Origin of the sequence: Kitasatospora sp. NPDC015120, from assembly GCF_043080305.1 — a bacterium.
In the GTDB taxonomy this organism is placed as follows: domain Bacteria; phylum Actinomycetota; class Actinomycetes; order Streptomycetales; family Streptomycetaceae; genus Kitasatospora.
Genome location: NZ_JBIBVJ010000001.1, coordinates 328,250 through 352,080, shown reverse-complemented (window position 1 = coordinate 352,080; position 23,831 = coordinate 328,250). Strand labels below are relative to the sequence as shown.

Below are 23,831 nucleotides of genomic sequence, written 5' to 3'. Positions count from 1 at the left end.
CCGCCCGGCCCCGGCCCGGCGGGGGTCCGTCGTCGCGAGGGGCGCACGGCGCGCGTGGCGCGCGAGGAGCGCGGGCTACAGCAGCCCGCCGTTCGGCACGTACGGCGCCGGCGGGCGCATCCCGCGCAGGCCCAGGTAGCCGCGGGTCTCCACGGTCAGCCCCACTTCGAGGCCGACGTCCAGCGCCCACTCCTGCTCCGCGGTCAGCGCCTCCACCCGCGCCTCCACCCCCTCCGGCACCCGGGCCAGCGCCTCGCGCAGCAGCCGGGTGGCGATCCGCTTGGAGGTGGCCGCCAGCAGCTTCACCTCGCCGCCGTCCCGGTAGCAGTAGCCGCTGCCCGCCAGCGAGTCCGCGATCAGCAGCTCCTCGCAGTGGGCGATCAGCAGCCCGTGGTCCGGCCCGTGCGCCGAGCCGCGCAGCCGCCGGTCCACCGAGTCCAGCAGGTGCAGGTGCGTCACGTTGCCCGGGTGCACCGGGATGTCCCCCGGGTCGACCAGCCCCGAGCGGTCCACCCGCCCGGTCAGCTGCATCGCCGGGTACAGGGTGAAGCCGGCCAGCCGGTAGCGGCGCACGGCCGCCGGGGACGGCGAGGCGCACAGCATCCCGCGCAGGCACCCGCGCCCGTACGCGAGCGCCCGCTCCAGCAGCAGCCGGCCGACCCCCTTGCCCTGCGCCCGCGGCACCACCACCAGCAGCGCCAGCACCCAGACGCCCTCGCGGCGCAGCGCCAGCACCGCCCCGACCGGCTCGCCGTCGAGCTCGGCGATCCAGCAGCCCTGCGGATCGGTGCGCGCCAGGTGTCTGGTCCGGGCCAGCTGGTAGACGGACGGCCGGGGCGGCCCGCTCACGGCCGGGGCGTCGGGGAGCGAGGCGAACGCGGCACGGGCGAGCGACTGGACGGCCTCCGCGTCGGCGGCGGTGTCCTGGACCGGGCGCAGGATCATGCCCACCATCCTGGCCGTCCGGGCGCCGCCGCGTGGCCGGTTCGCCCCGATCGGTCCGCTCGGGCGGTGACCGCCGTCCGCCGGTGTGCGAGCATGGGGAGCGTAGCGGGAGCGGGTGCACGCCCGGCCCACGGAATCACGCCGTCACGAGGCCGCCGAAATCAGCCGGCCGTCCGGGAAATGAAACCGGGCGGCCGTCGGTTGGCACTGGCGGCAGACCGTCGTCAAGACCGGGAGAAAGCAGATGACCGTCAAGGACGAGACCACCGTAGAGGGTGGCATCCTCCTCACCGATGCCGCCGCGGGCAAGGTCAAGGCCCTGCTGGAGCAGGAAGGCCGGGACGACCTCGCGCTGCGGGTCGCCGTCCAGCCCGGCGGCTGCTCCGGCCTGCGTTACCAGCTGTTCTTCGACGAGCGCTCGCTCGACGGCGACGTGGTCAAGGACTTCGACGGCGTCAAGGTCGTCACCGACCGGATGAGCGCCCCGTACCTGGGCGGCGCCACCGTCGACTTCGTCGACACCATCGAGAAGCAGGGCTTCACGATCGACAACCCGAACGCCACCGGCTCCTGCGCCTGCGGCGACTCGTTCAGCTAGGCGTCGACGCGGAGGCGGCCCCGGATCCCCGGGGCCGCCTTCGTCGTGTCCGGGCGGGGCTCACGCCGTCACGGGGCGCCCGGGACGTCCGGGGCCGCCGGGTCCGGGCCGGCCTGCGGGTCCGCCTCCAGCGGCACCTCCTGCCCGGTGGCCACGTCGGTCACCGTCCGGCCCCGCAGCGGCTCCTTCAGCTCGGCCGCGACCGTCTGCCGCTGGGCGAGCGCGACGCAGTCCTCCCCGGCCGGTACCGGCGCGGCCGTGGTCACCCGGATGTCCACCCGGCCCGGCTTGGACTCGTCCGCCTTGAGCGCGTACCGCTGGCAGACCCCGCCGTAGAACCAGACGGTCAGCCGGGTGCCGTCCACCCGGTAGGTGACCGCCGGGTGCACCGGCGAGCCGCTCCCGGGCCCGTTCGGCGCCGGCTCGCCCACCGCGATGCCGTTGCCGCCCGCGCCCGGGGGAGTGGGCGCAGGGGTCGGCGTCAGCGCCGGGCCGGTGGCGGCCGGCCGCGGGTCCGGGGCGGTGGCCGACGGGTCGGCCGGCGGCGTGGTGACCGGAGCCGGGGCGGCCGGGTCGGCCGGCGCGGACGGGACGGACGTCGCCGCCGGGGCCGGGGCCGTGGCCGCCGGGTCCGGCGCGGCGGACGCGCTCGCCGCCGCCCGCTCCGTGCCGGAGGGCGCGGCGTCCGAATGCGCCTCGGCCCCGCCGCCGCACCCGGCCAGCACGGTCACCATCGCCAGCGCCAGGCCCGCCAGTGCCGTCGCCCGCGCCCGGCCGGAACGCCGGGGCATGGTCTCCAGATCCATCTGCACATCCTCCCGAGGGTTCGGCGGCGCGCCGTTGCGGCCGCACCGCGCGGATGTGACGTGCCCCGGACGCTCCCGGTTCCCTCCGGCCCCGGAACCGGCCCCCGGAGCCGCCCCTGGAACCCGCGCCCCGGGGTCAGGGACCGTACTCGGGCATCCCCGCGACCAGCCGCTGGGCCCCGGAGGGGACGCGGATGCCCGGCCCGGCCGGCGCGCTCTCCTGCCGGCCGGTCGCCAGCAGCGGCCAGAACCGCCGCAGCCGGCGCGAGGAATCCACCAGCGCCTCCAGCGACTCGCCGTCCGCGTCTCCGCGCAGGGCGGGCGGAACCCGCAGCGGGTGGTGACTGGGCATCATCGGCCATCACTCCGATCCACCATCGCCGCGGCAGCGTCGCCGCGGACCTGGGCGGGGGCCGGCCGGGCCCCCTGCTGCCGACCCTAGGCCCTCTCTTTCGGATCACGCCAGGCGGTCGCCGCCGGAGCACGCACCTCGCCGGCTTGTCGTCGGTCGCCGATGGCCCCCAGCCTCCGGCCGGGAGGTGCCCCCACCGCATGGACTCCCTCCTCCGCACCGCCGATGCACGCTCCCTCCTTGCCCGCCCACGGGCAGGAGGGGCCCATCAACGACGCCCGCTCGTCCGACGTGATCCGAAAGAGAGGACCTAGGCCGGGCGGGCCGGAGCCGACCAGGGCTACCACTGGGTAGTACACGTTCGGGGACGACGGGTGACAACGGACGGGCACCGGCACGCGTGCGGTCTTGCTGGTGTCCCGCCCGCGCCGGGTACCGTGGGTGGGTTCCACCCCCGTAGTCCCATGGCCCCGCCGCCATCCTGAGGAGACCCCGTGCGTATCGCCGTCGCCGGCTCGATCGCGACCGACCACCTGATGACCTTCCCCGGCCGGTTCGCCGACCAGCTGGTCGCCGAGCAGCTGCACACCGTGTCGCTGTCCTTCCTGGTCGACACCCTCGACATCCGCCGCGGCGGCGTCGCGCCCAACATCGCCTTCGGCATGGGCGTCCTGGGCCTGCGCCCGGTCCTGGTCGGCGCGGCCGGCGCGGACTTCGCCGAGTACCGCAGCTGGCTGGAGCGCAACAACGTGGACTGCCGCTCCGTCCACATCTCCGAGACCCGGCACACCGCGCGCTTCATGTGCACCACCGACGAGGACCACAACCAGATCGCCTCGTTCTACACCGGCGCCATGGCCGAGGCCCGCAACATCGAGCTCAAGCCGATCGCCGACCGCGTCGGCGGCCTCGACCTGGTGCTGATCGGCGCCGACGACCCGCAGGCGATGGTCCGCCACACCCAGGAGTGCCGCACCCGCGGCTACGCCTTCGCCGCCGACCCGTCCCAGCAGCTGGCCCGCCTCGACGGCCACGACATCCGCCAGATCGTCGACGGCGCCGCCTACCTCTTCACCAACGAGTACGAGGCCGCGCTGATCGAGTCCAAGACCGGCTGGGACTCCGACGAGATCCTCTCCCGGGTCGGCACCCGGATCACCACCCTGGGCAGCAAGGGCGTCCGGATCGACCGCAAGGGCGAGACCCCGGTGCAGGTCGGCTGCGCCCCGGAGACCGCCAAGGTGGACCCGACCGGCGTCGGCGACGCCTTCCGGGCCGGCTTCCTGGCCGGCCTCTCCTGGGACCTGGAGCTGGAGCGCGCCGCCCAGCTCGGCTGCATGCTCGCCACCCTGGTGATCGAGACCGTCGGCACCCAGGAGTACGAGCTGCGCCCGCACGACTTCCTGCAGCGCTTCACCGCCGCCTACGGCGAGGAGGCCGGCGCCGAGCTCCGCGCGCACCTGGTCAGCTGAGCCGCCGCACCAGGTACGCCGAGCCCCGGTCGCCGCCGTACTCGGCGGCCGGGGCCTCCCCGAGGTACTCCTGCCCGCGCATCGCGCACCAGGCCGGGACGTCCAGCCGGGCCGCCTCGTCGTCGGCCAGCACCGCGATCGTGCCGCCCACCGGCACCTCGCCGATCCGCTTCGCCAGCTCGATCACCGGCAGCGGGCACCTCTTGCCCAGCGCGTCGACGGTGAGCGCCCCGCCGGACGCCTCCCCGGCGGCCGGCGGCAGGGCCAGGTCCAGCCCCAGCGGCGCGCGGACCCCGGCCACCACCTCCGGCAGGACGGCGAGGAACCGTTCGACGTCCGCCTCGGCGGTGCCGAACGGCAGCGAGACCCGGACGTTGCCCTCGGTGAGCACGCCCATCGCCGCCAGCACATGGCTCGGGGTCAGCGTGGAGGAGGTGCAGGAGGAGCCGGAGGAGACGGCGAACCCGGCCCGGTCCAGCTCGCCCAGCAGCACCTCGCCGTCCACGTACAGGCAGGAGAAGGTGACGAGGTGCGGCAGCCGCCGCACCGGGTCGCCGACCACCTCGACCTCGGGCACCAGCTGCGGCACCCGCGCCCGGATCCGCTCGACCAGCTCGTGCAGCCGCGCGTTCTCCCGCTCCGCCTCGGCCCGCACCGCCCGCAGCGAGGCCGCCGCCGCGACGATCGCCGGGACGTTGACGAAGCCCGGCACCCGGCCGCCCTCGCGCTCGTCGGCGGGCAGCGGCGAGGCGTACCGCACGCCCTTGCGCACCGCGAGCACCCCGACCCCGGCCGGGCCGCCCCACTTGTGCGCGCTGGCGGTCAGCAGCGACCAGCCGGCCGGCACGTCCGTGCGCCCGGCGCTCTGCGCGGCGTCCACCAGCAGCGGCACCTCCCCGCAGAGCGCGGCCGTCCCGGCGACCGGCTGCACCGTGCCCACCTCGTGGTTGGCGGACTGCAGCACGGCGAGCGCGGTGTCCGGCCGCAGCGCCGCGGCGAACGCCGCCGGGTCGACCCGGCCGAGCCGGTCCACCGGCACCGCGGTGACCTCGCCGCCCGCTGCCTCGTGCCGCTCCGCGGTGTGCAGCACGCTGGAGTGCTCGACGGCGGAGTGCACCAGGTGCCGGCCGCGCCGCCGGTTGCCGTGCAGCGCGCCCAGCACGCCGAGCTGGACGGCCTGGGTGCCGCTGGCGGTGAAGGAGATCTCGTCGGCCCGGCAGCCGAGCACCTCGGCCACCGTCTCCCGGGCGGCGTCGAGCAGCATCCGGGCCTGCCGCCCGGAGCGGTAGAGCCGGGCGGGGTCGGCCCACCCTTCGTCGAGGGCGGCGGTCAGCGCCTGCCGGGCGACGGGGTGGAGCGGTGCGGTGGAGGCCACATCGAAGTACACGGTCACATTTAACGACACTCCCGGGTGCGTTCCGGGCTCCGGCGGCACCTCACCGGCCGTCAGTCGATCACCCCGAATGTCCGGATCGTCCGCGTCCGACGGGGCGTCACACCCGTTGTCCGAGGTCATCCCCCGATCGGGCGTACGGACCCCGAATGCCTAGGATGACCTGCGGCGCAGCCCCTGCCGGGCCTGATCGGGTGCTCGGGCGGCGCGTTACCGGGACCTGCCCGTCAGCAGCGCATAAGGCTGGAGTAGGGTTTGGCCCGCATAAGCATTCAAACCGTGCCCGTGGACGGGTCGCCGAGGAGGGGAAACCTCCCCGGGGCGACGCGAAGGCGGGCGAGACTTCGGGAAGGCGCTACGTGAGTCCCAACGGCTCCGACCGCTCGCCGCGGCGCACGATGCGGCGGAAGCTGCCTCAGGCGCTGGCACTGGGCCTCGTCATCGCGACCGCCACCGGCTGCTCGGCCAACGACCTCCCCAGGCTTGGCCTCCCGAGCCCCGTCACCAAGGAAGGGCCGATGGTCCTCCACATGTGGCAGGGCTCCTGGATCGCGGCGCTGGTGGTCGGCGTACTGATGTGGGGTCTGATCATCTGGAGCGTGATCTTCCACCGGCGCAGCCGCACCGGCGTGCAGGTCCCCCCGCAGACCCGGTACAACGTGCCCATCGAGGCGCTCTACACCGCGGTCCCGATCATCATCGTGTCGGTCCTCTTCTACTTCGTCGCCCGCGACGAGTCGAAGCTGACCGCCGTCTCCGAGAAGCCGCAGCACACCGTCAACGTGGTGGGCTTCCAGTGGAGCTGGGCGTTCAACTACGAGAACACCGAGAACCCGGACCCGACCAGCCAGGTGGCCGCGTACGAGGTGGGTACCCCCGGCGAGCCGCCGACGCTGTACCTGCCGGTCGACGAGACGGTGCAGTTCCGCCTCACCTCTCGTGACGTGATCCACGACTTCTGGCCGATCAACTTCATGATGAAGATGGACGTCGTGCCGGGTGTGGTCAACAAGTTCGAGGTCACCCCGACCGTCAAGGGTGAGTACATGGGCAAGTGCGCCGAGCTCTGCGGCGTCGACCACTCGCGCATGCTGTTCAACGTGAAGGTCGTCGACCGTGCCGAGTACGACCAGCACCTGAAGGACCTGCGGGCCAAGGGTCAGACCGGCGCGGTGCCCTCCGGCATCACGACCATGGGAAGTGAAGAGAAGTGACCATCCTCAACGAGCCCGCCGCGGCCGGCGGGGGCGCCGGGGCCGTCACGGTCGGGGCGCAGCGGACCCGGAAGCCGGGTTCCACCATCATCAAGTGGCTCACCACCACTGACCACAAGACGATCGGCACGCTGTACCTGGCGACGTCGTTCGCGTTCTTCCTGATCGGCGGCATCCTGGCGCTGGTCATGCGCGCCGAGCTGGCTCGTCCCGGGACCCAGATCCTGTCGAACGAGCAGTTCAACCAGGCGTTCACGATGCACGGCACGGTCATGCTGCTGATGTTCGCGACGCCGCTCTTCGCCGGTTTCGCGAACTGGATCATGCCGCTGCAGATCGGCGCCCCGGACGTCGCGTTCCCGCGTCTGAACATGTTCGCCTACTGGCTGTACCTGTTCGGCTCGCTGATCGCGGTCGCCGGCTTCCTCACCCCGCAGGGCGCCGCCGACTTCGGCTGGTTCGCCTACGCGCCGCTGTCGGACGCGGTCCGCTCGCCGGGCATCGGCGCCGACATGTGGATCATGGGTCTGGCCTTCTCCGGCTTCGGCACCATCCTGGGTGCGGTCAACTTCATCACCACGATCATCTGCATGCGGGCCCCCGGCCTGACGATGTTCCGGATGTCGATCTTCACCTGGAACGTCCTGCTGACCGCGGTGCTGATCCTGCTGGCCTTCCCGGTCCTGGCCGCCGCGCTGTTCGCCCTGGAGGCGGACCGCAAGTTCGGGGCGCACGTCTTCGACCCGGCCAACGGCGGTGCGCTGCTCTGGCAGCACCTGTTCTGGTTCTTCGGCCACCCCGAGGTCTACATCATCGCGCTGCCGTTCTTCGGCATCGTGTCGGAGATTATCCCGGTCTTCAGCCGCAAGCCGATGTTCGGCTACTCCGGCCTGATCGCGGCCACCATCGCGATCGCCGGTCTGTCCGTGACGGTGTGGGCCCACCACATGTACGTCACCGGCCAGGTGCTGCTGCCCTTCTTCTCCTTCATGACCTTCCTGATCGCGGTCCCGACCGGTGTGAAGTTCTTCAACTGGGTCGGCACCATGTGGAAGGGCTCGCTCAGCTTCGAGACCCCGATGCTGTGGACCGTCGGCTTCCTGGTCACCTTCCTCTTCGGTGGTCTGACCGGTGTCCTGCTGGCCTCCCCGCCGATCGACTTCCACGTCTCGGACTCGTACTTCGTCGTCGCCCACTTCCACTACGTGGTCTTCGGCACCGTCGTCTTCGCGATGTTCGCCGGCTTCCACTTCTGGTGGCCGAAGATGACCGGCAAGATGCTGGACGAGCGCCTCGGCAAGATCACCTTCTGGACGCTGTTCTTCGGCTTCCACACCACCTTCCTGGTGCAGCACTGGCTCGGCGCGGAGGGCATGCCCCGCCGCTACGCCGACTACCTGGCCGCCGACGGTTTCACCACCCTGAACACCGTCTCGACCATCGGCTCGTTCCTGCTCGGCCTGTCGATCCTGCCGTTCCTCTACAACGTCTGGAAGACCGCCAAGTACGGCGAGAAGATCGAGGTCGACGACCCGTGGGGCTACGGCCGTTCGCTGGAGTGGGCGACCTCCTGCCCGCCGCCGCGGCACAACTTCCTCACCCTGCCCCGGATCCGCTCCGAATCCCCGGCCTTCGACCTCCACTACCCGGAGATCGCCGCGCTGGACTACCTGGAGAACCACGGCGAGCCGGCCAAGCACCTCGCCGGTGTGACCCCGGCGAAGTACGACGCCCCGCAGCTGGGCAAGGGCAAGAAGGAGGGTGACGTCTGATGAAGGAACAGGGCAAGATCTTCCTGGGCCTTTCGGTCTTCGTGCTGGCCATGGCGATCACCTACGGCCTGTGGACCAACAACTCCGACCACGGCATCGAGGCCGCGGGCACCACCGCGCTCTTCCTCGCCTTCGGTCTGTGCGCCTTCATCGGCTACTACCTCGCCTTCACCGCCCGCCGGGTGGACAGCGGCGCGGGTGACAACCCCGAGGCCGAGGTCGCGGACGACTCCGGCGAGCTGGGCTTCTTCGCCCCGCACAGCTGGCAGCCGCTCTCGCTGGCCATCGGCGGCGCGCTCGCCTTCCTCGGCGTGATCTTCGGCTGGTGGCTGATGTTCTGGTCGCTGCCGATCATCCTGATCGGTCTGTTCGGTTGGGTCTTCGAGTTCTACCGGGGCGAGAACCAGAACCAGTAGGCACCGGTTCCCCCTGGCACAGGGCCGGGCATCCCGCACGGGATGCCCGGCCCTGTTGCGTCCCCGGAGTGACGGCCTCACCCCCGCGGCCCAACGGCGCCCCGTTCGGTTGTCGCTCCGGCGGACGCGGTTCCTACGATCTGACCAATCGTGCGAAACCCCCGGGAGGCGGTCATGGCCGACAGACGCGGAATAGCGGGTCTCGGCGGCATCACGCTGGCCCTCGTCGTACTGGTCCCGCTGGCCGGCTGCACCTCCGGCGGCGGGGGCACGGCCGAGGTGGTGCGCAAGGTCGACGCCGCGGAGCTGGTGCACCTGTCCGCCACCGAGGGGGCCGACCCCTCCCAGCCGCTCACGGTGACCGCCGTGCCGGGCAGCCGGCTGACCGACGTCACCGTGGTCGGCCCGGACGGCCGGGTGGTCGCCGGGAGGCTCTCGGACGATCAGAGCAGCTGGCAGACCACCGGCCGGCTCAAGGCCGCCACCGCCTACACGGTGCGGATCGCCGCCGCCGACGGCCTCGGCGGGCGCGGCGAGACCACGGCCGGCTTCTCCACCCTGGCCGCCCAGCACCTGCTGACCGCCAAGCTCGGCCCGGACTCCTCCGGCACCGGCGTCTACGGCGTGGGCCAGCCGCTCACCGTCCAGCTCTCCGAGGCCGTGAAGGACCCGCAGGCCCGCCAGGAGGTCGAGCGCGCGCTGACGGTGGTCTCGCAGCCGGCCGTCACCGGCGGCTGGTACTGGGTGGACGACAAGAACGTGCACTTCCGCCCCGAGGACTACTGGCCGACCGGCACCACCGTCAGCCTGGCCTTCGAGGCCACCGGCAGCCGGATCTCCGACGGCCTGTACGGCGGCGACCGGGCCGCCCTGGCGCTGCGGATCGGCGAGCGCGTCGAGACCGTGGTGGACGCGGCCGCCCACGAGCTCACCCTCAAGCGTGACGGCCAGGTGGTCCGGACGATACCGGTGACCACCGGCAAGCCCGGCTTCGACACCCGCAACGGCGTCAAGGTGGTGCTGGGCCAGGAGCGCAAGGTCCGGATGAGCGGCGAGACGATCGGGATAGCGGCCGGCAGCCAGGAGTCCTACGACCTCGACGTCGAGTGGGCCACCCGGGTGACCTGGAGCGGCGAGTACGTGCACGCCGCGCCCTGGTCGGTGGGCTCCCAGGGGGTGGAGAACGTCAGCCACGGCTGCACCGGGATGAGCACCGACAACGCCCGCTGGTTCTACCAGAACACCAGGGTGGGGGACCTGGTGACGGTGGTGAACAGCCGCGGCAAGCCGATGGAGCCGTTCGGCAACGGCTTCGGCGACTGGAACGTCGCCTGGAACGAGTGGGTCAAGCACAGCGCCCTGGGCGGGCCCGTCAGCACCACCGCCCCGACCACCCGGGCGCCGGCCACCGGAATGATCGCCCCGCAGCTCTGAGGGCCGCTCAGCCCGCCGCGGAGTCGTCCCGGTACGCCACCCGCAGGGCGCCCTCCACGACGCGCAGGGCGTCCGCCGGCGGCACTCCGAGGCGCCGGGCCCGCTCGGCGTACTCGGCGGCGGCCGCCGCGGCCAGCCGGTGCGCGGAGTCGCCGGTCGCGGCGATCAGGGTGCCGCGCCGGCCGTGGGTCTCCACCACGCCGTCCGCCTCCAGCTCCCGGTAGGCGCGGGCGACCGTCCCGGCGGCCAGCCCGAGCCGCTCGGCCAGCGCGCGGACGGTGGGCAGCCGCAGCCCGGTGGCCAGCTCGCCGCTGCGGGCCTGCTCGGCGATCTGGGCGCGGATCTGCTCGTACGGGGGAGTGGCGGAGGCCGGGTCGACGGACAGCTGCACGGGGGACTCCTGACGGACGGTGCGGGGGACGGGGGACGGGGGACGGGGGACGGTGCGGGGGACGGGAGGCGGGTACGGCAAAGCCCGAGGGCCGCCGACCAGAAGAACTCTGGTCAGCGGCCCTCGGGTGCGACGCGGGGGTGCGTACGGGATCAGTGGTGGCCGTGGCCGCTGGTGATCTCGTGATGCTCCTCGGCGGTCGGCTTGGGGATCTGGCTGCCCTCGCCGTAGAAGCCGCGGGAGAGCTTCGCCCGGGTCCGGGTGAGGACGCCGGCCTTGCGGGCCACGCCGTTCTCGTCCGTCGGGGCCGGCAGCTCGAACGGCTGCACCTGCTCGTGCGCGGTGAGCTTGTGCAGGTCCTGCTGCGGCAGCTGGGCGTGCACCTCGATGAACTCGCCGTGCGGCAGGCGCTTGATGACGCCGGTCTCGCGGCCGTGCAGCACCTTCTCCTTGTCACGGCGCTGGAGGCCGAGGCACCAGCGCTTGGTGATGATGAAGACCACGACCGGGACGACGAAGAAGCCGACGCGGACGGCGTAGGTGACCGAGTTGATCGACAGGTGGAGGTGGGTGGCGAACAGGTCGTTGCCACCGGCCACCAGCAGGATCAGGTAGAGGCTGATCCAGGCGGCGCCCAGCGCGGTGCGGACCGGGGCGTTGCGCGGACGGTCCAGGATGTGGTGCTCGCGCTTGTCGCCGGTGATCCAGCCCTCGATGAACGGGTAGACCGCGATCGAGACCAGGACCAGCGGGAAGATCGCCAGCGGAACCAGGACACCCAGGTTGAGGGTGTGGCCCCACAGCCCGATCTCCCAGCCCGGCATGAGGCGGATCAGACCCTCGGAGAAGCCCATGTACCAGTCGGGCTGGGCGTCGGTGGACACCTGGTCCGCGCGGTACGGGCCGACCGACCAGACCGGGTTGATCGTGGCGATCGCCGAGATGACGGCGATGAGGCCGAACACCAGGAAGAAGAAGCCACCGGCCTTGGCCATGTAGACCGGCATCAGCGGCATGCCGACGACGTTCTTCTCGGTCTTGCCCGGGCCCGCCCACTGGGTGTGCTTGTGGTAGAAGACCAGGATCAGGTGGGCGACCAGCAGGCCCAGCATGATGCCCGGGATCAGCAGCACGTGGATGGTGAAGAACCGCGGCACGATGTCGGTGCCGGGGAACTCGCCGCCGAACAGGAACATCTGGATGTAGGTGCCCACCAGCGGGACGGCGAGGATCGCGCCTTCCATGAAGCGGATGCCGGTGCCGGAGAGCAGGTCGTCGGGCAGCGAGTAGCCGAAGAAGCCGTCGAACATGCCCAGGACCAGCAGCAGGAAGCCGAAGACCCAGTTGATCTCGCGCGGCTTGCGGAACGCGCCGGTGAAGAAGACCCGCATCATGTGCACGAGCATCGCCGCCACGAAGACCAGGGCGGCCCAGTGGTGGATCTGGCGGACCAGCAGACCGCCGCGCACCTCGAAGCTGATGTCGACCGTCGAGGCGTAGGCCTCGGACATCGGGAGGCCCTTGAGCGGCACGTAGGAGCCGTCGTAGATGACCTCGCCCATCGAGGGCTTGAAGAACAGCGTCAGGTAGACGCCGGTCAGGATGATGATGATGAAGGTGTAGAGGCAGATCTCGCCCAGCATGAAGGACCAGTGGTCCGGGAAGATCTTCCGCAGGTTGGCCTTGGCGAGGGAGTAGATCCCCAGCCGGCCGTCCGTCCAGTCCGCTGCCTGCTCCCACTTGTTCGCGGGCTTGGCGCGCGTGCTGGCGGGCTTGGCGGCGCCGGAGGTGGTGCTGCTCGCACTGCTCATCGAGCACGCTCCCAGAAGCTCGGGCCGACGGCTTCGTCGAAGTCGCCGTGGGCGACCAGGAAGCCCTTCTCGTCAGTGGTGATCTTCAGCTGCGGCAGCGGGTGGCCGGCCGGGCCGAAGATGACGCGCGCGCCGTCCGCCAGGTCGAAGGTCGACTGGTGGCAGGGGCAGAGCGCGTGGTGGGTCTGCTGCTCGTACAGGCTGATCGGGCAGCCGACGTGGGTGCAGATCTTGGAGTAGGCGAGGATGCCCTCGAAACCCTTCTCCTTGGACTTCTCGTCCTTGATGTCCTCCGGCGCGATGCGCACCAGCATGAGGGCGTCCTTCGCGATGCGAACCTGGAAGTCCTCGGAGTGCGTGGTCAGGCCCTCGGGCATCGCGAAGGTCAGCGACCCCTGGATGATGTCCTCGGCCTTCATCGGCAGGTTGGTGTTCATGTTGATCAGCTGCAGCGGCTTGGCCTCGGTGGCCTCGTCCCAGCCGGTGTGCTGCAGCTTGTCCTCGGGCAGCGGGCCCAGGTCGCGGAGCAGGACCACGCCGGAGAGCGGGACCAGCGCCATCGAACCGATGAGGGTGTTGCGGATCATCTTGCGGCGGCCGAAGCCGGACTCCGCGGCACCGGTCTTGAACTGCTCGATGACGTCCGCGCGGACCTCGTCGTCGGCCTCGATCGGGTGACGCTCGGCCGGGATCTCGTGGTCCGACATCAGGGTGCGGGCCCAGTGGACCGCACCGGCACCGATGAGGAACAGCGCGAGGCCCAGGGTCATGCCGAGCGCGAAGTTCAGCGCGCTGACGTGGCCCAGCGGCCAGATGTAGACGATCTTGTCCGGGTCGATGGCCACGTACGAGGCGATGAAGCCGACGGTGGCGATCATCGACACGACGAACATCAGCGACACCTGGCGCTCGGCCCGCTTGGCGGCCCGCTCGTCGATGTCGGTGCGGCGCGGCTCGTGGGCCGGCAGACCGGGGTCGGCGAACGGGTCGCCGTGGGCGGCCACCTCGTGGTGCCCGGCGGAGCCGTGCGACTCCGGGAGCTTCTCTTCTGACATGTCGTGGCTCATGACTTCTTGGCCTTGGTGGTGTGGGCGGCGACCCAGATCGCGACCAGGATGAGCGCGCCGAGACCGAAGATCCAGCCGAACAGGCCCTCGGTCACCGGACCGAGGCTGCCGAGCGTGAGACCGCCGGGGTTGGGCTCATCGTTGGTGGTGTGGCGGACGAAGGCCACGATCTGCTTCTTCTGCTCCTCGGGCATGGTGCTGTCCGGGAACGACGGCATGTTCTGCGGGCCGGTCTGCATGGCCTCGTAGATGTGCTTGGCGTCCACGCCCTCCAGCGACGGGGCGTACTTGCCCTGGGTGAGGGCACCGCCCTGGCCGGAGAAGTTGTGGCACTGGGCGCAGTTGGTGCGGAACAGCTCGCCACCCTTGGCGAGGTCCTCGGGGTTGGTCGAGGTGAGCTGCTCATCGGTCGGCGTCACCGGGCCGGGGCCGAGCGAGGCGACGAAGGCGGCGAGCTGGTCGATCTCCGCCTGCGAGTAGATGTTCGGCTTGCGCGGCACCTGGGCGCCGGGCTGCTGGGCCGGCATGCGGCCGGTGCCCACCTGGAAGTCCACCGCGGCGGAACCGACGCCGACCAGGCTCGGACCGTCGCTGGACCCCTGGCCGTTCAGGCCGTGGCAGGAGGAGCAGCCCACGGCGAAGAGCTTCTTGCCCTCGTCGATCGCGAGCGACTGCGCGGCGACGTCGGCCTGCGCCTTGTCGGCGGGCGCGAACGCGGCGTACAGCCCCCCGGTTGCCGCCAGGGCGAGAAGTAGGACGACCAGCGCCGCCAGTGGGTGGCGCCGTCGTGCGGAGAGCTTTTTCACGGAATAACCCCGGTGTCAGGATCTGGTCGACTGGTGGGTGCACCCGGCGGCCGGTCTGGCCGGCACGAGGCTGCCTGTCTAGGGCTGCGCGCGCGGTCGGTCGGTGGGAGCGTCGGCACCGGCGAAATCGGGCCGTCGCCGGTGAGGGCGGGACCCGAGGCCGGTGGCCAGCGACCTGATCAGCTGGTTACTTGATCAGGTAGATGGTCGCGAACAGGCCGATCCACACGACGTCGACGAAGTGCCAGTAGTACGACACCACGATGGCGGCGGTGGCCTGCTCGTGAGTGAAGCGCTTGGCTGCGTACGTCCGTCCCAGGACCAGCAGGAAGGCGATCAGACCACCCGTCACGTGCAGACCGTGGAAGCCGGTGGTCAGGTAGAACACCGTGCCGTACGGGTCCGAGGACAGCGAGAGGCCGTCCTTCTTGACCAGCTCGGTGTACTCGAAGATCTGGCCGCCGATGAAGATCGCGCCCATCACGAAGGTCAGGACGAACCACGAGCGGAGCTTCTTCACGTCCCCGCGCTCGGCGGCGAAGACGCCGAGCTGGCAGGTGAGCGAGGAGAGCACCAGGATCGTGGTGTTGACCGAGGAGAAGGGCACGTTGAGGGCGTGCGCCTTCTCGGTCCAGAACTCCGGCCCCTTGACGGAGCGGAGCGTGAAGTACATCGCGAAGAGGGCCGCGAAGAACATCAACTCGGAACTGAGCCAGACGATCGTTCCGACGCTGACCATGTTCGGCCGGTTGACCGATCCGTGCGCGTGCCCGGTTTCTACTGCTGTTGCTGTCGCCACGACGGACATTATGTCGGTCCCTTATTCCGTCTTCACGCCGGGGGGTGTCCCTCGGAGTGTCCGGTGCGTGCGGTATGCCCCCCTGGCACCCGAACGGCCGTCCGTACCCCTGCTGAGCAGCCCGGTGTCCCTTTTCTGACGGTTCCTCGAAGGGGCCCTTCGGGGCCTCTGGCGGCGTGTCGCGGCGGCCTCGCGGGGCCGTCGGTAGTAAGGGGAGAGACCGTTCGTCCGCCGTACGGGTGGTCCGGGCGGGCGGGGGTGACGCGGCGTGCTCCGCCCGGACCAGTCGCGGGCGCGGCGGGTCGGGAGGGATCTCGCGGGAAGGGTTCGGCGGCGGGTGATCGGGAGTAGCATCCGGGGAGAGGCGAACGTGGTCCGGATCACACGTGAGGGAGCAGGCCCATGGCGTACACGACCGACGAGACGTTGACCGTTCTGGTCTACAGCCACGACCGCACCACCCGCGAGCAGGTGCTGACCGCTCTCGGCCGGCGGCCCGCGGAGGACCTTCCGGAGCTGGCGTACCTGGAGTGCGCGACCACTCCGGCGGTGCTCAAGGCGCTGGAGAAGGGCGGCATCGACCTCTGCGTCCTGGACGGCGAGGCGGTGCCGGCCGGCGGGCTCGGGCTCGCCCGGCAGCTGAAGGACGAGATCTACGGCTGCCCGCCGCTGCTGGTGCTGATCGGCCGGCCGCAGGACTCCTGGCTGGCGGCCTGGAGCCGGGCCGACGCCGCGATCTCCCAGCCGGTGGACCCGGTGGCGCTGGCGGAGGCCGTCGCGACCCTGCTGCGGGCCCGGATGGCCAAGCGGGCGCCCGCCGCGCGCTAGGCGGCGACCCGGAGGTCCGCCCCGGCGTCCCGCTGCGGCGTCTCACCACCAGAGAAGAAGGGTGAACGGCGGGGCCCCGGCACCCCGCCGCTCGATAGGCTGACTGACGTCCCTACGTCCTTCCCCGTCCGCGGGGAGCGAGAGCTGGAGTCAGCCATGGTGAACGTGCACCCTGCGAACGGCGGTAGCGAGCCCGCGCAGGTGGTCCGCACCTGGCCGGACATCCTGTCGGCGCTGCTGAGGGGGGAGGACCTCGACCGCGCGGCCACCGCGTGGGCGATGGACCGGATCATGAGCGGGGAGGCCTCCCCGGTGCAGATCGCCGGCTTCATGGTGGCGCTGCGGGCCAAGGGCGAGACGGTCGACGAGATCTCCGGACTGGTCGACTCGATGTACGCGCACGCCGAGCCGCTGACCATCCCCGGCCCGGCGGTGGACATCGTCGGCACCGGCGGCGACCGGGCCAAGACCGTCAACATCTCGACGATGTCGGCGATCGTGGCCGCGGCGGCCGGCGCCAAGGTGGTCAAGCACGGCAACCGGGCCGCCTCCTCGGCCAGCGGCTCCTCGGACGTGCTGGAGAAGCTGGGCATCAGCCTGAACCTGCGGCCGCGCCGGGTCGCCGAGGTGGCCGAGGAGGTCGGGCTCACCTTCTGCTTCGCGGCGACCTTCCACCCGTCGATGCGGTACGCCGGCCCGGCCCGCAGCGAGCTCGGGGTGCCGACCGCCTTCAACATCCTCGGCCCGCTCACCAACCCGGCCCGGGTGACGGCGCACGCCGTCGGCTGCTTCGACACCCGGCTCGCCGGGCTGATCGCCGGGGTGCTGGCGCAGCGCGGAGCCAGCGCACTGGTCTTCCGGGGCGACGACGGGCTGGACGAGCTGACCATCACCACCACCTCGCGGGTCTGGATCGTCCGGGACGGGGCGGTCACCGAGACCTCCTTCGACCCGCGCGAGGTCGGCATCGAGCCGGTCGGCATCGAGGCGCTGCGCGGCGGGGACCCGGTGTACAACGCGGACGTCGCGCGCCGGCTGCTGGCGGGGGAGCGCGGTCCGGTGCGCGACGCGGTGGTGCTGAACTCGGCGGCCGCGCTGGTGGCCCTCGACCTGAGCGGCGCGCCGCTCGCCGAGCAGCTCGGGGCGGCGATGCGGCGCACCGCGGCGGCCATCGACTCGGGTGCCGCGCAGGACCTGCTGAAGCACTGGTCCGAGGCCACCGCCCGGGCGTGACACGGCAGTCGGGGCCCGCCGGGGGTTCTCCCCGGCGGGCCCCGGCGCATGTCCGGGATGCGGACGCCCGTTTGACCACGGGAGGGACGCGACCTAAAGTCTTCGTCAGGTCATGAGCGACAGCGTCAAGCCCCAGCTGGCTGTCCGGCAACCCTCCGTCCGTGGCGGGGTGCCCTGGGTGAGGACCGGGTCACGTGGCGATTGGTCCGCGTGGCAAGCGCGGACGCCGGACCGATCGCACTCCCGGGGTCCCTGACCCGTACAGGAGTGCATCCCCATGTCCCTCTCGACCTCCCTCTGCGCCCCCCTCGCCGTCCTCGGTCACGACGTCCAGGTCCCGCTGGCCAACGGCGAGAAGGTCGACTACGCGGCGCTCGACTACGCCGCCAGCTCCCCGGCGCTCCAGCGGGTCTGGGACGACGTCGCCGCCTACGCCCCCTACTACGGCAGCGTGCACCGCGGCGCCGGCTACCTGTCGCAGCTCTCCACCGACCTGTTCGAGCAGAGCCGCCGCACCGTCGCCGAGTTCCTCGACCTGCGCGAGGGCGACCAGGTGGTCTTCACCCGCGCCACCACCGACTCGCTCAACCTGCTGGCCGGCGCCGTCCCGGCCGGGACGCAGGTGTTCGCCTTCGAGACCGAGCACCACGCCTCGCTGCTGCCCTGGGCGCACGCCGGCCTGCCGGTCACCTACCTGCGCGCCCCCCGCTCGCACGCCGAGGCGGTCGCCGCCTTCGACGCCGCGCTGGCGCAGGCGCCCGAGGGCCCGAAGCTGCTCTGCGTCACCGGTGCCTCCAACGTCACCGGCGAGCTCTGGCCGGTCGCCGAGCTGACCCGCACCGCCCACCGCCACGGCGCCCGGGTGGTGCTGGACGCCGCGCAGCTGGCCCCGCACCACCGGGTCTCGGTGCGCGAGCTGGACGTCGACTGGATCGCCTTCTCCGGCCACAAGCTGTACGCCCCGTTCGGCGCCGGGGTGCTGGCCGGCCGGGCCGACTGGCTGGACGCCGCCGACCCCTACCTGGCCGGCGGCGGCGCCACCCGCACGGTGGCCCGGGAGGCCGACGGTTCGGTCGCCGTGCAGTGGCACACCGGTCCGGCCCGGCACGAGGCCGGTTCGCCCAACGTCATCGGCGTCTACGCGATCGCCTCGGCCTGCCGGGCGCTCACCGAGGCCGGCTTCGACGCCCTGGAGGCCCGCGAGCGCGCGCTGGTCGCGCGGCTGAAGGCCGGGCTGGCCGAGATCCCCGAGGTGCGGGTGCTGAACCTGTTCGGCGCCGACTCGGACCGGGTGGGCGTGCTCTCCTTCGTCGTCCGGGGCTGGAACAGCTCGCACTTCTCGGCCGCGCTGTCCGCCGAGTACGGCATCGGGGTCCGCGACGGCCTGTTCTGCGCCCACCCGCTGGTGCGCACCCTGCTCGGCGACGAGGAGGCCGCGCCCTCGGAGTGCGGAGCCCCGGAGCCCTCGCTGCCCGGCGAGCGCAGCCTGAACGCGATCCGGGTGAGCTTCGGCGCCGGCACCCCGGACGAGCACGTGGACCGCTTCCTGAAGGCCGTCCGCGAGCTGGTCACGGACGGCGCGGCCTGGACCTACCGCAACGAGGGCGGCCGCTGCGTCGCGGACACCCGCCGGGAGGGCTGAGCGGGGGCCCGGCCTCCGGGCCCGCCGCCCCGGCCCGCCCGTGCGGTCCTACTCGTCCAGGCCGATCGCGAACGCGGCCTCCAGGTCGTGCTGGGAGTAGGTGCGGAAGGCGATCTGGGTCTCGGTGTGGGCCACGCCCGGGACCTTGTTGAGCCGGCCGGGGATCACCTCGGCGAGGTCGTCGTGCCGGCCCACCCGCACCATCGCGACCAGGTCGTAGCCGCCGGTCACCGAGTAGACCTCGCTGACGCCCTCGATGGCGGCGATCGCCTCGGCGATCTCCGGGATGCGGTCGACGCTGGTCTTGATCAGGACGATGGCGGTGATCACGGTGGCGTACTCCTTTGTGAGGTGCCGCCAGCGTATCGGGCGCCGCCGGTGCCGTCGCGGGGGCGGGTGGCGCGGGGACGGCGCCCGGTGAGGGTGCAGGCGTAGAGGAAACCGGACGCGAACCCGATGACGTGCACCAGGTACGCGACCCCGGGCCCGGCGGAGTGCACCGACCACCACTGGAGGGCGAACCAGAGCCCCAGCACCAGCCACGCCGGGAAGCGCAGCGGCAGGAAGAGCAGCAGCGGCACGAGGGTGGTGACCCGAGCCCGCGGGTGGAGGCGCAGATAGGCGCCGAGCGCGGCGGAGATCGCCCCGGACGCGCCGATCAGCACCCTGGTCGCGTCCGCCGAGTGCGCCTCGGCCAGGGCGAAGCCGTAGGTGGTGAGCGCCCCGGACGCCAGGTAGAAGAGGAGGAACCGGGCGCGCCCCAGCCGCCGCTCCACGGCCGGGCCGAAGACGTGCAGGAAGAGCAGGTTGCCGAGCAGGTGCAGCCAGCCGGCGTGCAGGAAGAGCGCGCTGAGCACCGACAGCGCCGGGTGCTTGCCCGGGGTGGGCGCGGCCGGGCAGCCCGGCACCGGGTCGGGGGCCTCGGCGAGCTGGCCGGCGGTCAGCGGGTGTCCGGTCAGCAGCTCGGCGGGGACGGCCCCCCAGCGCTGCTCGTAGCGCTGCTCCGCGCAGACCCGGGCCTGGCCGCGGCCGTAGAGCGGGTTGAGCCCGGCGGCCGGTCCGAGCAGGAACACCGCGGTGTTGAGCGCGATCAGGGCGTAGCAGACGGCCGGGGCGCCGGCGGCCGGCCGGCCGCGGCGGGTGCCGGCAGGGGCGGGCAGGACCGGGAGCGCCATGAGCCCCAGCATCCCCCCGGGACGGGGCGGGCACCGCGTGGTTGCGGCAGGTGGGCTACCCGGTGGCGGTGGGTCGGCCGGTGGCCGTGAAGGTTGCCCCAGGCAATAGGCTTGGGGCGGGCATTCCCGCCTCCCGCCGCCGACGCCGGGGCTCCGGGGGGAGCGCCTGAGCCCGTTCAGGGACCACCCGAGAGGACCCCCGATGACCGTCCCCGCTCTGACCGCCGAGACGCGCTGGCGCTGCACGCTCTGCGGCAACCTGACCCGTTTCGACGTGACCCGGACCGCCCGGGTCACCGAGTTCCTCCACTTCGACCTGGCCGGCGAGTCCAAGGTCGAGGAGACCCAGGTGCACAGCGAGACCGTCGAGTCGGTGCGCTGTCGCTGGTGCAACGCGGTGGACCAGGTCGAGCTGGTCGCCCGCCCGGGCGCGGCCGACGGCGCCGAGGCCGTCGAGCAGGCCTGACCGCCTGATCCGTGCGGCGGGCGGTGCGGGGCGTGGCCGCTCGCCGCACGGGACAATACAGAGAGAACGCACGGAGTGCGACGGGGGCGGCGGCCGGGGGCCGTACCCCGCTGGACCAGGATCGGAGCCGAGGACGTGGTGGACGCAGCGAAGGAGCCCGCCGGGCCGCAGGGGCGGCAGCCCGCTGTGGACGCGCAGGCGCCGGACGCGGCAGGGGCCGCCCCCTCCGGCACCGACGCCCCGGCCGCCGGCGAGGAGTCCGGCGGCGGTGACGACCCGGCGGCAGCCGTCGACGGGCGGGCGCCGCGGACGGCGGACGCCGGGGCCGGCGCGGCGGGCAGCGCCGAGACGCTGGACCGGCCGCTGCCCGAGGGCGTGCGCCGGCGCGTGGTGGGTCTCGCCTCCGACGCGCTCGGCGGGCTGCCGCTCGGGGAGCTGCCCCAGTCGCTGCGCCAGTACGCCAAGTTCACCCCCGCGCGCCGGGCCAAGTACGCGGCGACCGCGCTGGCGGCGGCGCTGGAGGCGGAGCCGGCCTTCCGGTCGCGGATAGCGGAGCGGCTGCGGCTGGGCCAGCCGGACCTCGTCAAGGCGCTGGAGTCGGGCACCGTGCCGGGCGCCGCCGACCCGATGGACGTGGCGGCGGCCGCCTATCTGGTGCGCTCCGCCGGGTGGAGCCGGCTGGTGGCCGCGGTCGGCGAGGAGGCCGAGCGGGCGGGCGCCGAGGGTGCGGCGGCCGAGGCGGCCCGGCTGGTGGAGAAGCTGCAGGCCGAGCTGGCCGAGCTGCGCGCCGCGGCGCGCAGCGACCTGGAGCGCCAGCGGGCCGAGTCGGAGGACGTCCGGCGGGAGGCCGACTCGCTGCGCCGCCGGCTGCGGTCGCTGGAGAGCGACACCCGCCGGGCGCAGGCGGAGACCCGCAAGGTGACGGGCGAGCTGGAGGCGCTCCGGGCGCAGGCGGCGGCCGAGCGGAGCGCGGCGGAGACCGAGGCGCGCCGGCTGCGGCACCGGATCACGGAGCTGGAGAACGCCGCCGAGCAGGGCCGCCGGTCGGCCCGCGAGGGGCGCAGCGTCGAGGACATGCGGCTGCGGCTGCTGCTGGACACCGTGCTGCAGTCGGCGCAGGGGCTGCAGCGGGAGCTGGCGCTGCCGGTGTCCCAGATCCGCCCGGCGGACCTGGTGGAGGCGGTGGTGCCGGGGGCGGCCTCGCCGCACGACGTGGCGCGCCGCGGCCTGGCCGAGGACGATCCGGCGCTGCTGGACCAGCTGCTGGCGATCCCGCAGGTCCATCTGGTGGTGGACGGCTACAACGTGACCAAGACGGGCTATCCGACGCTGCCGCTGGAGCAGCAGCGGATCCGGTTGCTGGGCGGGCTGGCGATGCTGGCCCAGCGCACCCAGGCGGAGGTCACCTGTGTGTTCGACGGCCAGGACCTGGACGTGCCGGTGATCATGGCGCCGCCGCGCGGGGTGCGGGTGCGGTTCAGCCGGACCGGGGAGACGGCGGACGAGCTGATCCGCCGGCTGGTCCGGGCCGAGCCGCAGGGGCGCCCGGTGGTGGTGGTCTCCACCGACCGGGAGGTCGCGGAGGGCGTGCGGAAGGCCGGTGCGCGCCCCGTCGCGTCGGTGCTGCTGCTGAACCGGCTGGCCCGGCCGTAGCCGCTCCCGGGGCGGCCCGGCCGGTATGACGGCTGGTCAGCGCCGGGATTGCCGTGATGTGCGAATTCTGTGAAGTCAGATGGGCGGTTCGGGTTCACGCGAACGGGGGAGTGGCGCGAAGCGTGGATCTTCACTAGGGTCTGGCGTCAAACCTATTTTCCGGATTCTCACCCGTTCGGGTGGGGCCATTGGAAGAAGGAGCCGGTCCCTTGGCCTCCCACCGCCGTCCCAAGCAGCCGAGCCGCGCGCGGGTCTCCGTGCTCACCGCTGCCGCTGCGACCGCGGTCGCCCTCTCCGCCCAGGTCGCCGCCCACGCCGCGCCCAGTCCGTCGCCCAAGAAGGACGACGTCAAGGCGCAGATCGACCAGTTGCAGGAAGAGGCCGAGCAGGCCACCGAGAAGTACAACGGCGCCAAGGAGCGCGCGGACCAACTGCGCAAGCAGGCGGACCAGCTGCAGGACCAGGTGGCCCGCGGCCAGGAGCAGATGACCCAGCTTCAGGCCGGGCTGGCCGAGGTGGCGGGCGAGCAGTACCGCACCGGCGGCATCGACCCGTCCGTGCAGCTGATGCTCACCTCCGACCCGTCCGGCTACCTGGACAAGGCCTCCAGCGTCCAGCAGGCCAGCTCCAGCCAGGCCGAGGCGCTCAAGGGCCTGCAGGACCAGCAGCGCCGGCTCGACCAGCAGAAGGCCGAGGCCGCCGCCGTGCTGGCCTCGCTGGACAGCACCACCAAGGACCTGAACCAGACCAAGGCCGAGGTCAACAAGAAGCTCCGGGAGGCCCAGGAGCTGCTGAACTCGCTCAGCGCCGCCGACCGCGCGGCCCTGAAGGCGGCCCAGCAGCAGGCCGACCGCGCCTCCCGCGGCTCGGAGCGCACCGACCTGGGCAGCCTGCCGCAGGCGAGCGGCAAGGCGGGCTCCGCGGTCGCCCTCGCGATGAGCAAGCAGGGCTCGCCCTACGGCTGGGGCGATTCCGGCCCGAACACCTTCGACTGCTCCGGCCTGATGGTCTGGGCGTACGGCAAGGCCGGCGTCTCGCTGCCGCGCACCTCGCAGGCCCAGGGCAACTACGGCACCCGGGTGCCCTCCCTGGCCGAGGCCCAGCCGGGCGACCTGGTCATCTACCGCGACGACCGCAGCCACGTCGGCATGTACATCGGCAACGGCATGGTGGTGCACGCGCCGCGCACCGGTGACGTGGTGAAGGTGATGAAGGCCGACGCCATGAAGATCAACACGATCCGCCGGGTCTGACGGCCGGCCGGTCTGACGGGTCGCCACGACACGCCCGGGTGGCCCGTCCCGGCTCCTGTGATCAGCGCCACCTCCACTCGGGGGTGGCGCTGACGTTTCGGCCGCGCATTCGACCGGCTGACGGGGAATGATCAGCCCGACGTGGGGGTGTGATCACGTTCCGTCATTTTCACAAGGGAACTTGGGTATTCTTCCGACTTTTTTCTGACAAGGATTTGAACGGATCACGGATCTGTTACTAGGGTCGTGCCTCGAACCACGCACAGTCGATCACCCAGCCTGGGTGGCGGCGGGGTTCGCCGCCG

The 23,831-nt window shown here is 72.5% G+C and carries 23 protein-coding genes and 1 riboswitch; of the genes, 12 read left to right on the top strand and 11 right to left on the bottom strand.

Annotation, left to right across the window (positions count from 1 at the left end):
• Positions 1-75: 75 nt before the first annotated feature.
• Positions 76-945 (bottom strand): GNAT family N-acetyltransferase, encoded by an 870-nt coding sequence (locus ACF1AK_RS01535; RefSeq protein ID WP_391496744.1) that lies wholly within the window; start codon positions 943-945, stop codon positions 76-78.
• Positions 946-1,189: 244 nt separating this feature from the next.
• Between ACF1AK_RS01535 and ACF1AK_RS01530 the strand changes: the two genes are divergently transcribed.
• Positions 1,190-1,543: an iron-sulfur cluster assembly accessory protein gene (locus ACF1AK_RS01530; RefSeq protein ID WP_350549538.1), complete on the top strand. Its 354-nt coding sequence runs from the start codon at positions 1,190-1,192 to the stop codon at positions 1,541-1,543.
• Between the two features lie 68 nt (positions 1,544-1,611).
• On the opposite strand, the gene ACF1AK_RS01525 is transcribed toward ACF1AK_RS01530, so the two are convergent.
• Positions 1,612-2,349, bottom strand: a complete 738-nt coding sequence (locus ACF1AK_RS01525) for a hypothetical protein (protein WP_391496743.1) — start codon at positions 2,347-2,349, stop codon at positions 1,612-1,614.
• 136 nt (positions 2,350-2,485) lie between these two features.
• The gene (locus ACF1AK_RS01520; RefSeq protein ID WP_391496742.1) at positions 2,486-2,704 is read right to left on the bottom strand and encodes a hypothetical protein; all 219 of its coding nucleotides are present in this window, start codon (positions 2,702-2,704) and stop codon (positions 2,486-2,488) included.
• A 491-nt stretch (positions 2,705-3,195) separates the two neighbouring features.
• Between ACF1AK_RS01520 and ACF1AK_RS01515 the strand changes: the two genes are divergently transcribed.
• Entirely contained in the window at positions 3,196-4,173 is a 978-nt protein-coding gene (locus ACF1AK_RS01515) for a carbohydrate kinase family protein (protein ID WP_391496741.1), read from the top strand.
• Here ACF1AK_RS01515 and ACF1AK_RS01510 read toward each other — a convergent pair.
• On the bottom strand, positions 4,166-5,560 hold the full coding sequence (locus ACF1AK_RS01510) for a cysteine desulfurase/sulfurtransferase TusA family protein (protein ID WP_391496740.1): 1,395 nt from the start codon (positions 5,558-5,560) through the stop codon (positions 4,166-4,168). The genes ACF1AK_RS01515 and ACF1AK_RS01510 overlap by 8 nt on opposite strands.
• 365 nt (positions 5,561-5,925) lie before the next feature.
• On the opposite strand from ACF1AK_RS01510, the gene coxB reads away from it, so the two are divergent.
• The 4 genes from coxB to ACF1AK_RS01490 all read left to right on the top strand — a co-directional run bounded on the left by coxB (position 5,926) and on the right by ACF1AK_RS01490 (position 10,402).
• Positions 5,926-6,780 carry a cytochrome c oxidase subunit II gene (coxB, locus tag ACF1AK_RS01505; protein ID WP_380294396.1) on the top strand — a complete coding sequence of 285 codons (855 nt, stop codon included), beginning with the start codon at positions 5,926-5,928 and terminating at the stop codon, positions 6,778-6,780.
• On the top strand, positions 6,777-8,552 hold the full coding sequence (gene ctaD / locus ACF1AK_RS01500; protein ID WP_391496739.1) for a cytochrome c oxidase subunit I: 1,776 nt from the start codon (positions 6,777-6,779) through the stop codon (positions 8,550-8,552). Before coxB ends, ctaD begins: the two co-directional genes overlap by 4 nt.
• Positions 8,552-8,968, top strand: coding sequence for a cytochrome c oxidase subunit 4 (locus tag ACF1AK_RS01495; protein WP_391496738.1), 417 nt, complete (start codon positions 8,552-8,554; stop codon positions 8,966-8,968). Before ctaD ends, ACF1AK_RS01495 begins: the two co-directional genes overlap by 1 nt.
• A 174-nt stretch (positions 8,969-9,142) precedes the next feature.
• Positions 9,143-10,402, top strand: coding sequence for an Ig-like domain-containing protein (locus ACF1AK_RS01490; RefSeq protein ID WP_391496737.1), 1,260 nt, complete (start codon positions 9,143-9,145; stop codon positions 10,400-10,402).
• 7 nt (positions 10,403-10,409) lie between these two features.
• Here ACF1AK_RS01490 and ACF1AK_RS01485 read toward each other — a convergent pair whose 3' ends face one another.
• The 5 genes from ACF1AK_RS01485 to ACF1AK_RS01465 all read right to left on the bottom strand — a co-directional run bounded on the left by ACF1AK_RS01485 (position 10,410) and on the right by ACF1AK_RS01465 (position 15,285).
• The gene (locus tag ACF1AK_RS01485) at positions 10,410-10,793 is read right to left on the bottom strand and encodes a GntR family transcriptional regulator (protein WP_391496736.1); all 384 of its coding nucleotides are present in this window, start codon (positions 10,791-10,793) and stop codon (positions 10,410-10,412) included.
• A 152-nt stretch (positions 10,794-10,945) separates the two neighbouring features.
• Positions 10,946-12,604 (bottom strand): cytochrome bc complex cytochrome b subunit, encoded by a 1,659-nt coding sequence (locus ACF1AK_RS01480; RefSeq protein ID WP_391496735.1) that lies wholly within the window; start codon positions 12,602-12,604, stop codon positions 10,946-10,948.
• Positions 12,601-13,659: a Rieske 2Fe-2S domain-containing protein gene (locus tag ACF1AK_RS01475; protein WP_391496734.1), complete on the bottom strand. Its 1,059-nt coding sequence runs from the start codon at positions 13,657-13,659 to the stop codon at positions 12,601-12,603. Before ACF1AK_RS01475 ends, ACF1AK_RS01480 begins: the two co-directional genes overlap by 4 nt.
• An 8-nt stretch (positions 13,660-13,667) precedes the next feature.
• A complete protein-coding gene (locus tag ACF1AK_RS01470) occupies positions 13,668-14,477 on the bottom strand; it encodes a c-type cytochrome (protein ID WP_380294390.1) in 810 nt (269 codons plus the stop codon).
• A gap of 187 nt (positions 14,478-14,664) precedes the next feature.
• The gene (locus ACF1AK_RS01465; protein WP_380284790.1) at positions 14,665-15,285 is read right to left on the bottom strand and encodes a heme-copper oxidase subunit III; all 621 of its coding nucleotides are present in this window, start codon (positions 15,283-15,285) and stop codon (positions 14,665-14,667) included.
• A 393-nt stretch (positions 15,286-15,678) separates the two neighbouring features.
• On the opposite strand from ACF1AK_RS01465, the gene ACF1AK_RS01460 reads away from it, so the two are divergent.
• The 3 genes from ACF1AK_RS01460 (at position 15,679) to ACF1AK_RS01450 (ending at position 18,979) form a co-directional block, all read left to right on the top strand.
• Positions 15,679-16,104 carry a hypothetical protein gene (locus tag ACF1AK_RS01460; protein WP_380294388.1) on the top strand — a complete coding sequence of 142 codons (426 nt, stop codon included), beginning with the start codon at positions 15,679-15,681 and terminating at the stop codon, positions 16,102-16,104.
• Between the two features lie 156 nt (positions 16,105-16,260).
• Positions 16,261-17,337 carry an anthranilate phosphoribosyltransferase gene (trpD, locus tag ACF1AK_RS01455; RefSeq protein WP_391496733.1) on the top strand — a complete coding sequence of 359 codons (1,077 nt, stop codon included), beginning with the start codon at positions 16,261-16,263 and terminating at the stop codon, positions 17,335-17,337.
• A 108-nt stretch (positions 17,338-17,445) separates the two neighbouring features.
• A riboswitch (SAM riboswitch) is annotated at positions 17,446-17,563 on the top strand.
• 51 nt (positions 17,564-17,614) lie between these two features.
• A complete protein-coding gene (locus ACF1AK_RS01450) occupies positions 17,615-18,979 on the top strand; it encodes an aminotransferase class V-fold PLP-dependent enzyme (protein WP_391496732.1) in 1,365 nt (454 codons plus the stop codon).
• A 48-nt stretch (positions 18,980-19,027) separates the two neighbouring features.
• Here the strand turns inward: ACF1AK_RS01450 and ACF1AK_RS01445 are convergent, their stop codons facing one another.
• Together ACF1AK_RS01445 and ACF1AK_RS01440 are read right to left on the bottom strand one after the other, a co-directional pair.
• Complete coding sequence (locus ACF1AK_RS01445; RefSeq protein ID WP_350566755.1) at positions 19,028-19,309, bottom strand: Lrp/AsnC ligand binding domain-containing protein; 282 nt, start codon at positions 19,307-19,309, stop codon at positions 19,028-19,030.
• A complete protein-coding gene (locus tag ACF1AK_RS01440; RefSeq protein WP_391496731.1) occupies positions 19,306-20,154 on the bottom strand; it encodes a rhomboid family intramembrane serine protease in 849 nt (282 codons plus the stop codon). Before ACF1AK_RS01440 ends, ACF1AK_RS01445 begins: the two co-directional genes overlap by 4 nt.
• Before the next feature lie 202 nt (positions 20,155-20,356).
• Between ACF1AK_RS01440 and ACF1AK_RS01435 the strand changes: the two genes are divergently transcribed.
• The 3 genes from ACF1AK_RS01435 (at position 20,357) to ACF1AK_RS01425 (ending at position 23,526) form a co-directional block, all read left to right on the top strand.
• The gene (locus tag ACF1AK_RS01435) at positions 20,357-20,620 is read left to right on the top strand and encodes a hypothetical protein (protein ID WP_380294384.1); all 264 of its coding nucleotides are present in this window, start codon (positions 20,357-20,359) and stop codon (positions 20,618-20,620) included.
• 135 nt (positions 20,621-20,755) lie between these two features.
• Complete coding sequence (locus tag ACF1AK_RS01430; RefSeq protein WP_391496730.1) at positions 20,756-22,273, top strand: NYN domain-containing protein; 1,518 nt, start codon at positions 20,756-20,758, stop codon at positions 22,271-22,273.
• Between the two features lie 209 nt (positions 22,274-22,482).
• On the top strand, positions 22,483-23,526 hold the full coding sequence (locus ACF1AK_RS01425) for an NlpC/P60 family protein (RefSeq protein ID WP_391496729.1): 1,044 nt from the start codon (positions 22,483-22,485) through the stop codon (positions 23,524-23,526).
• The last annotated feature ends 305 nt before the right edge of the window (positions 23,527-23,831 follow it).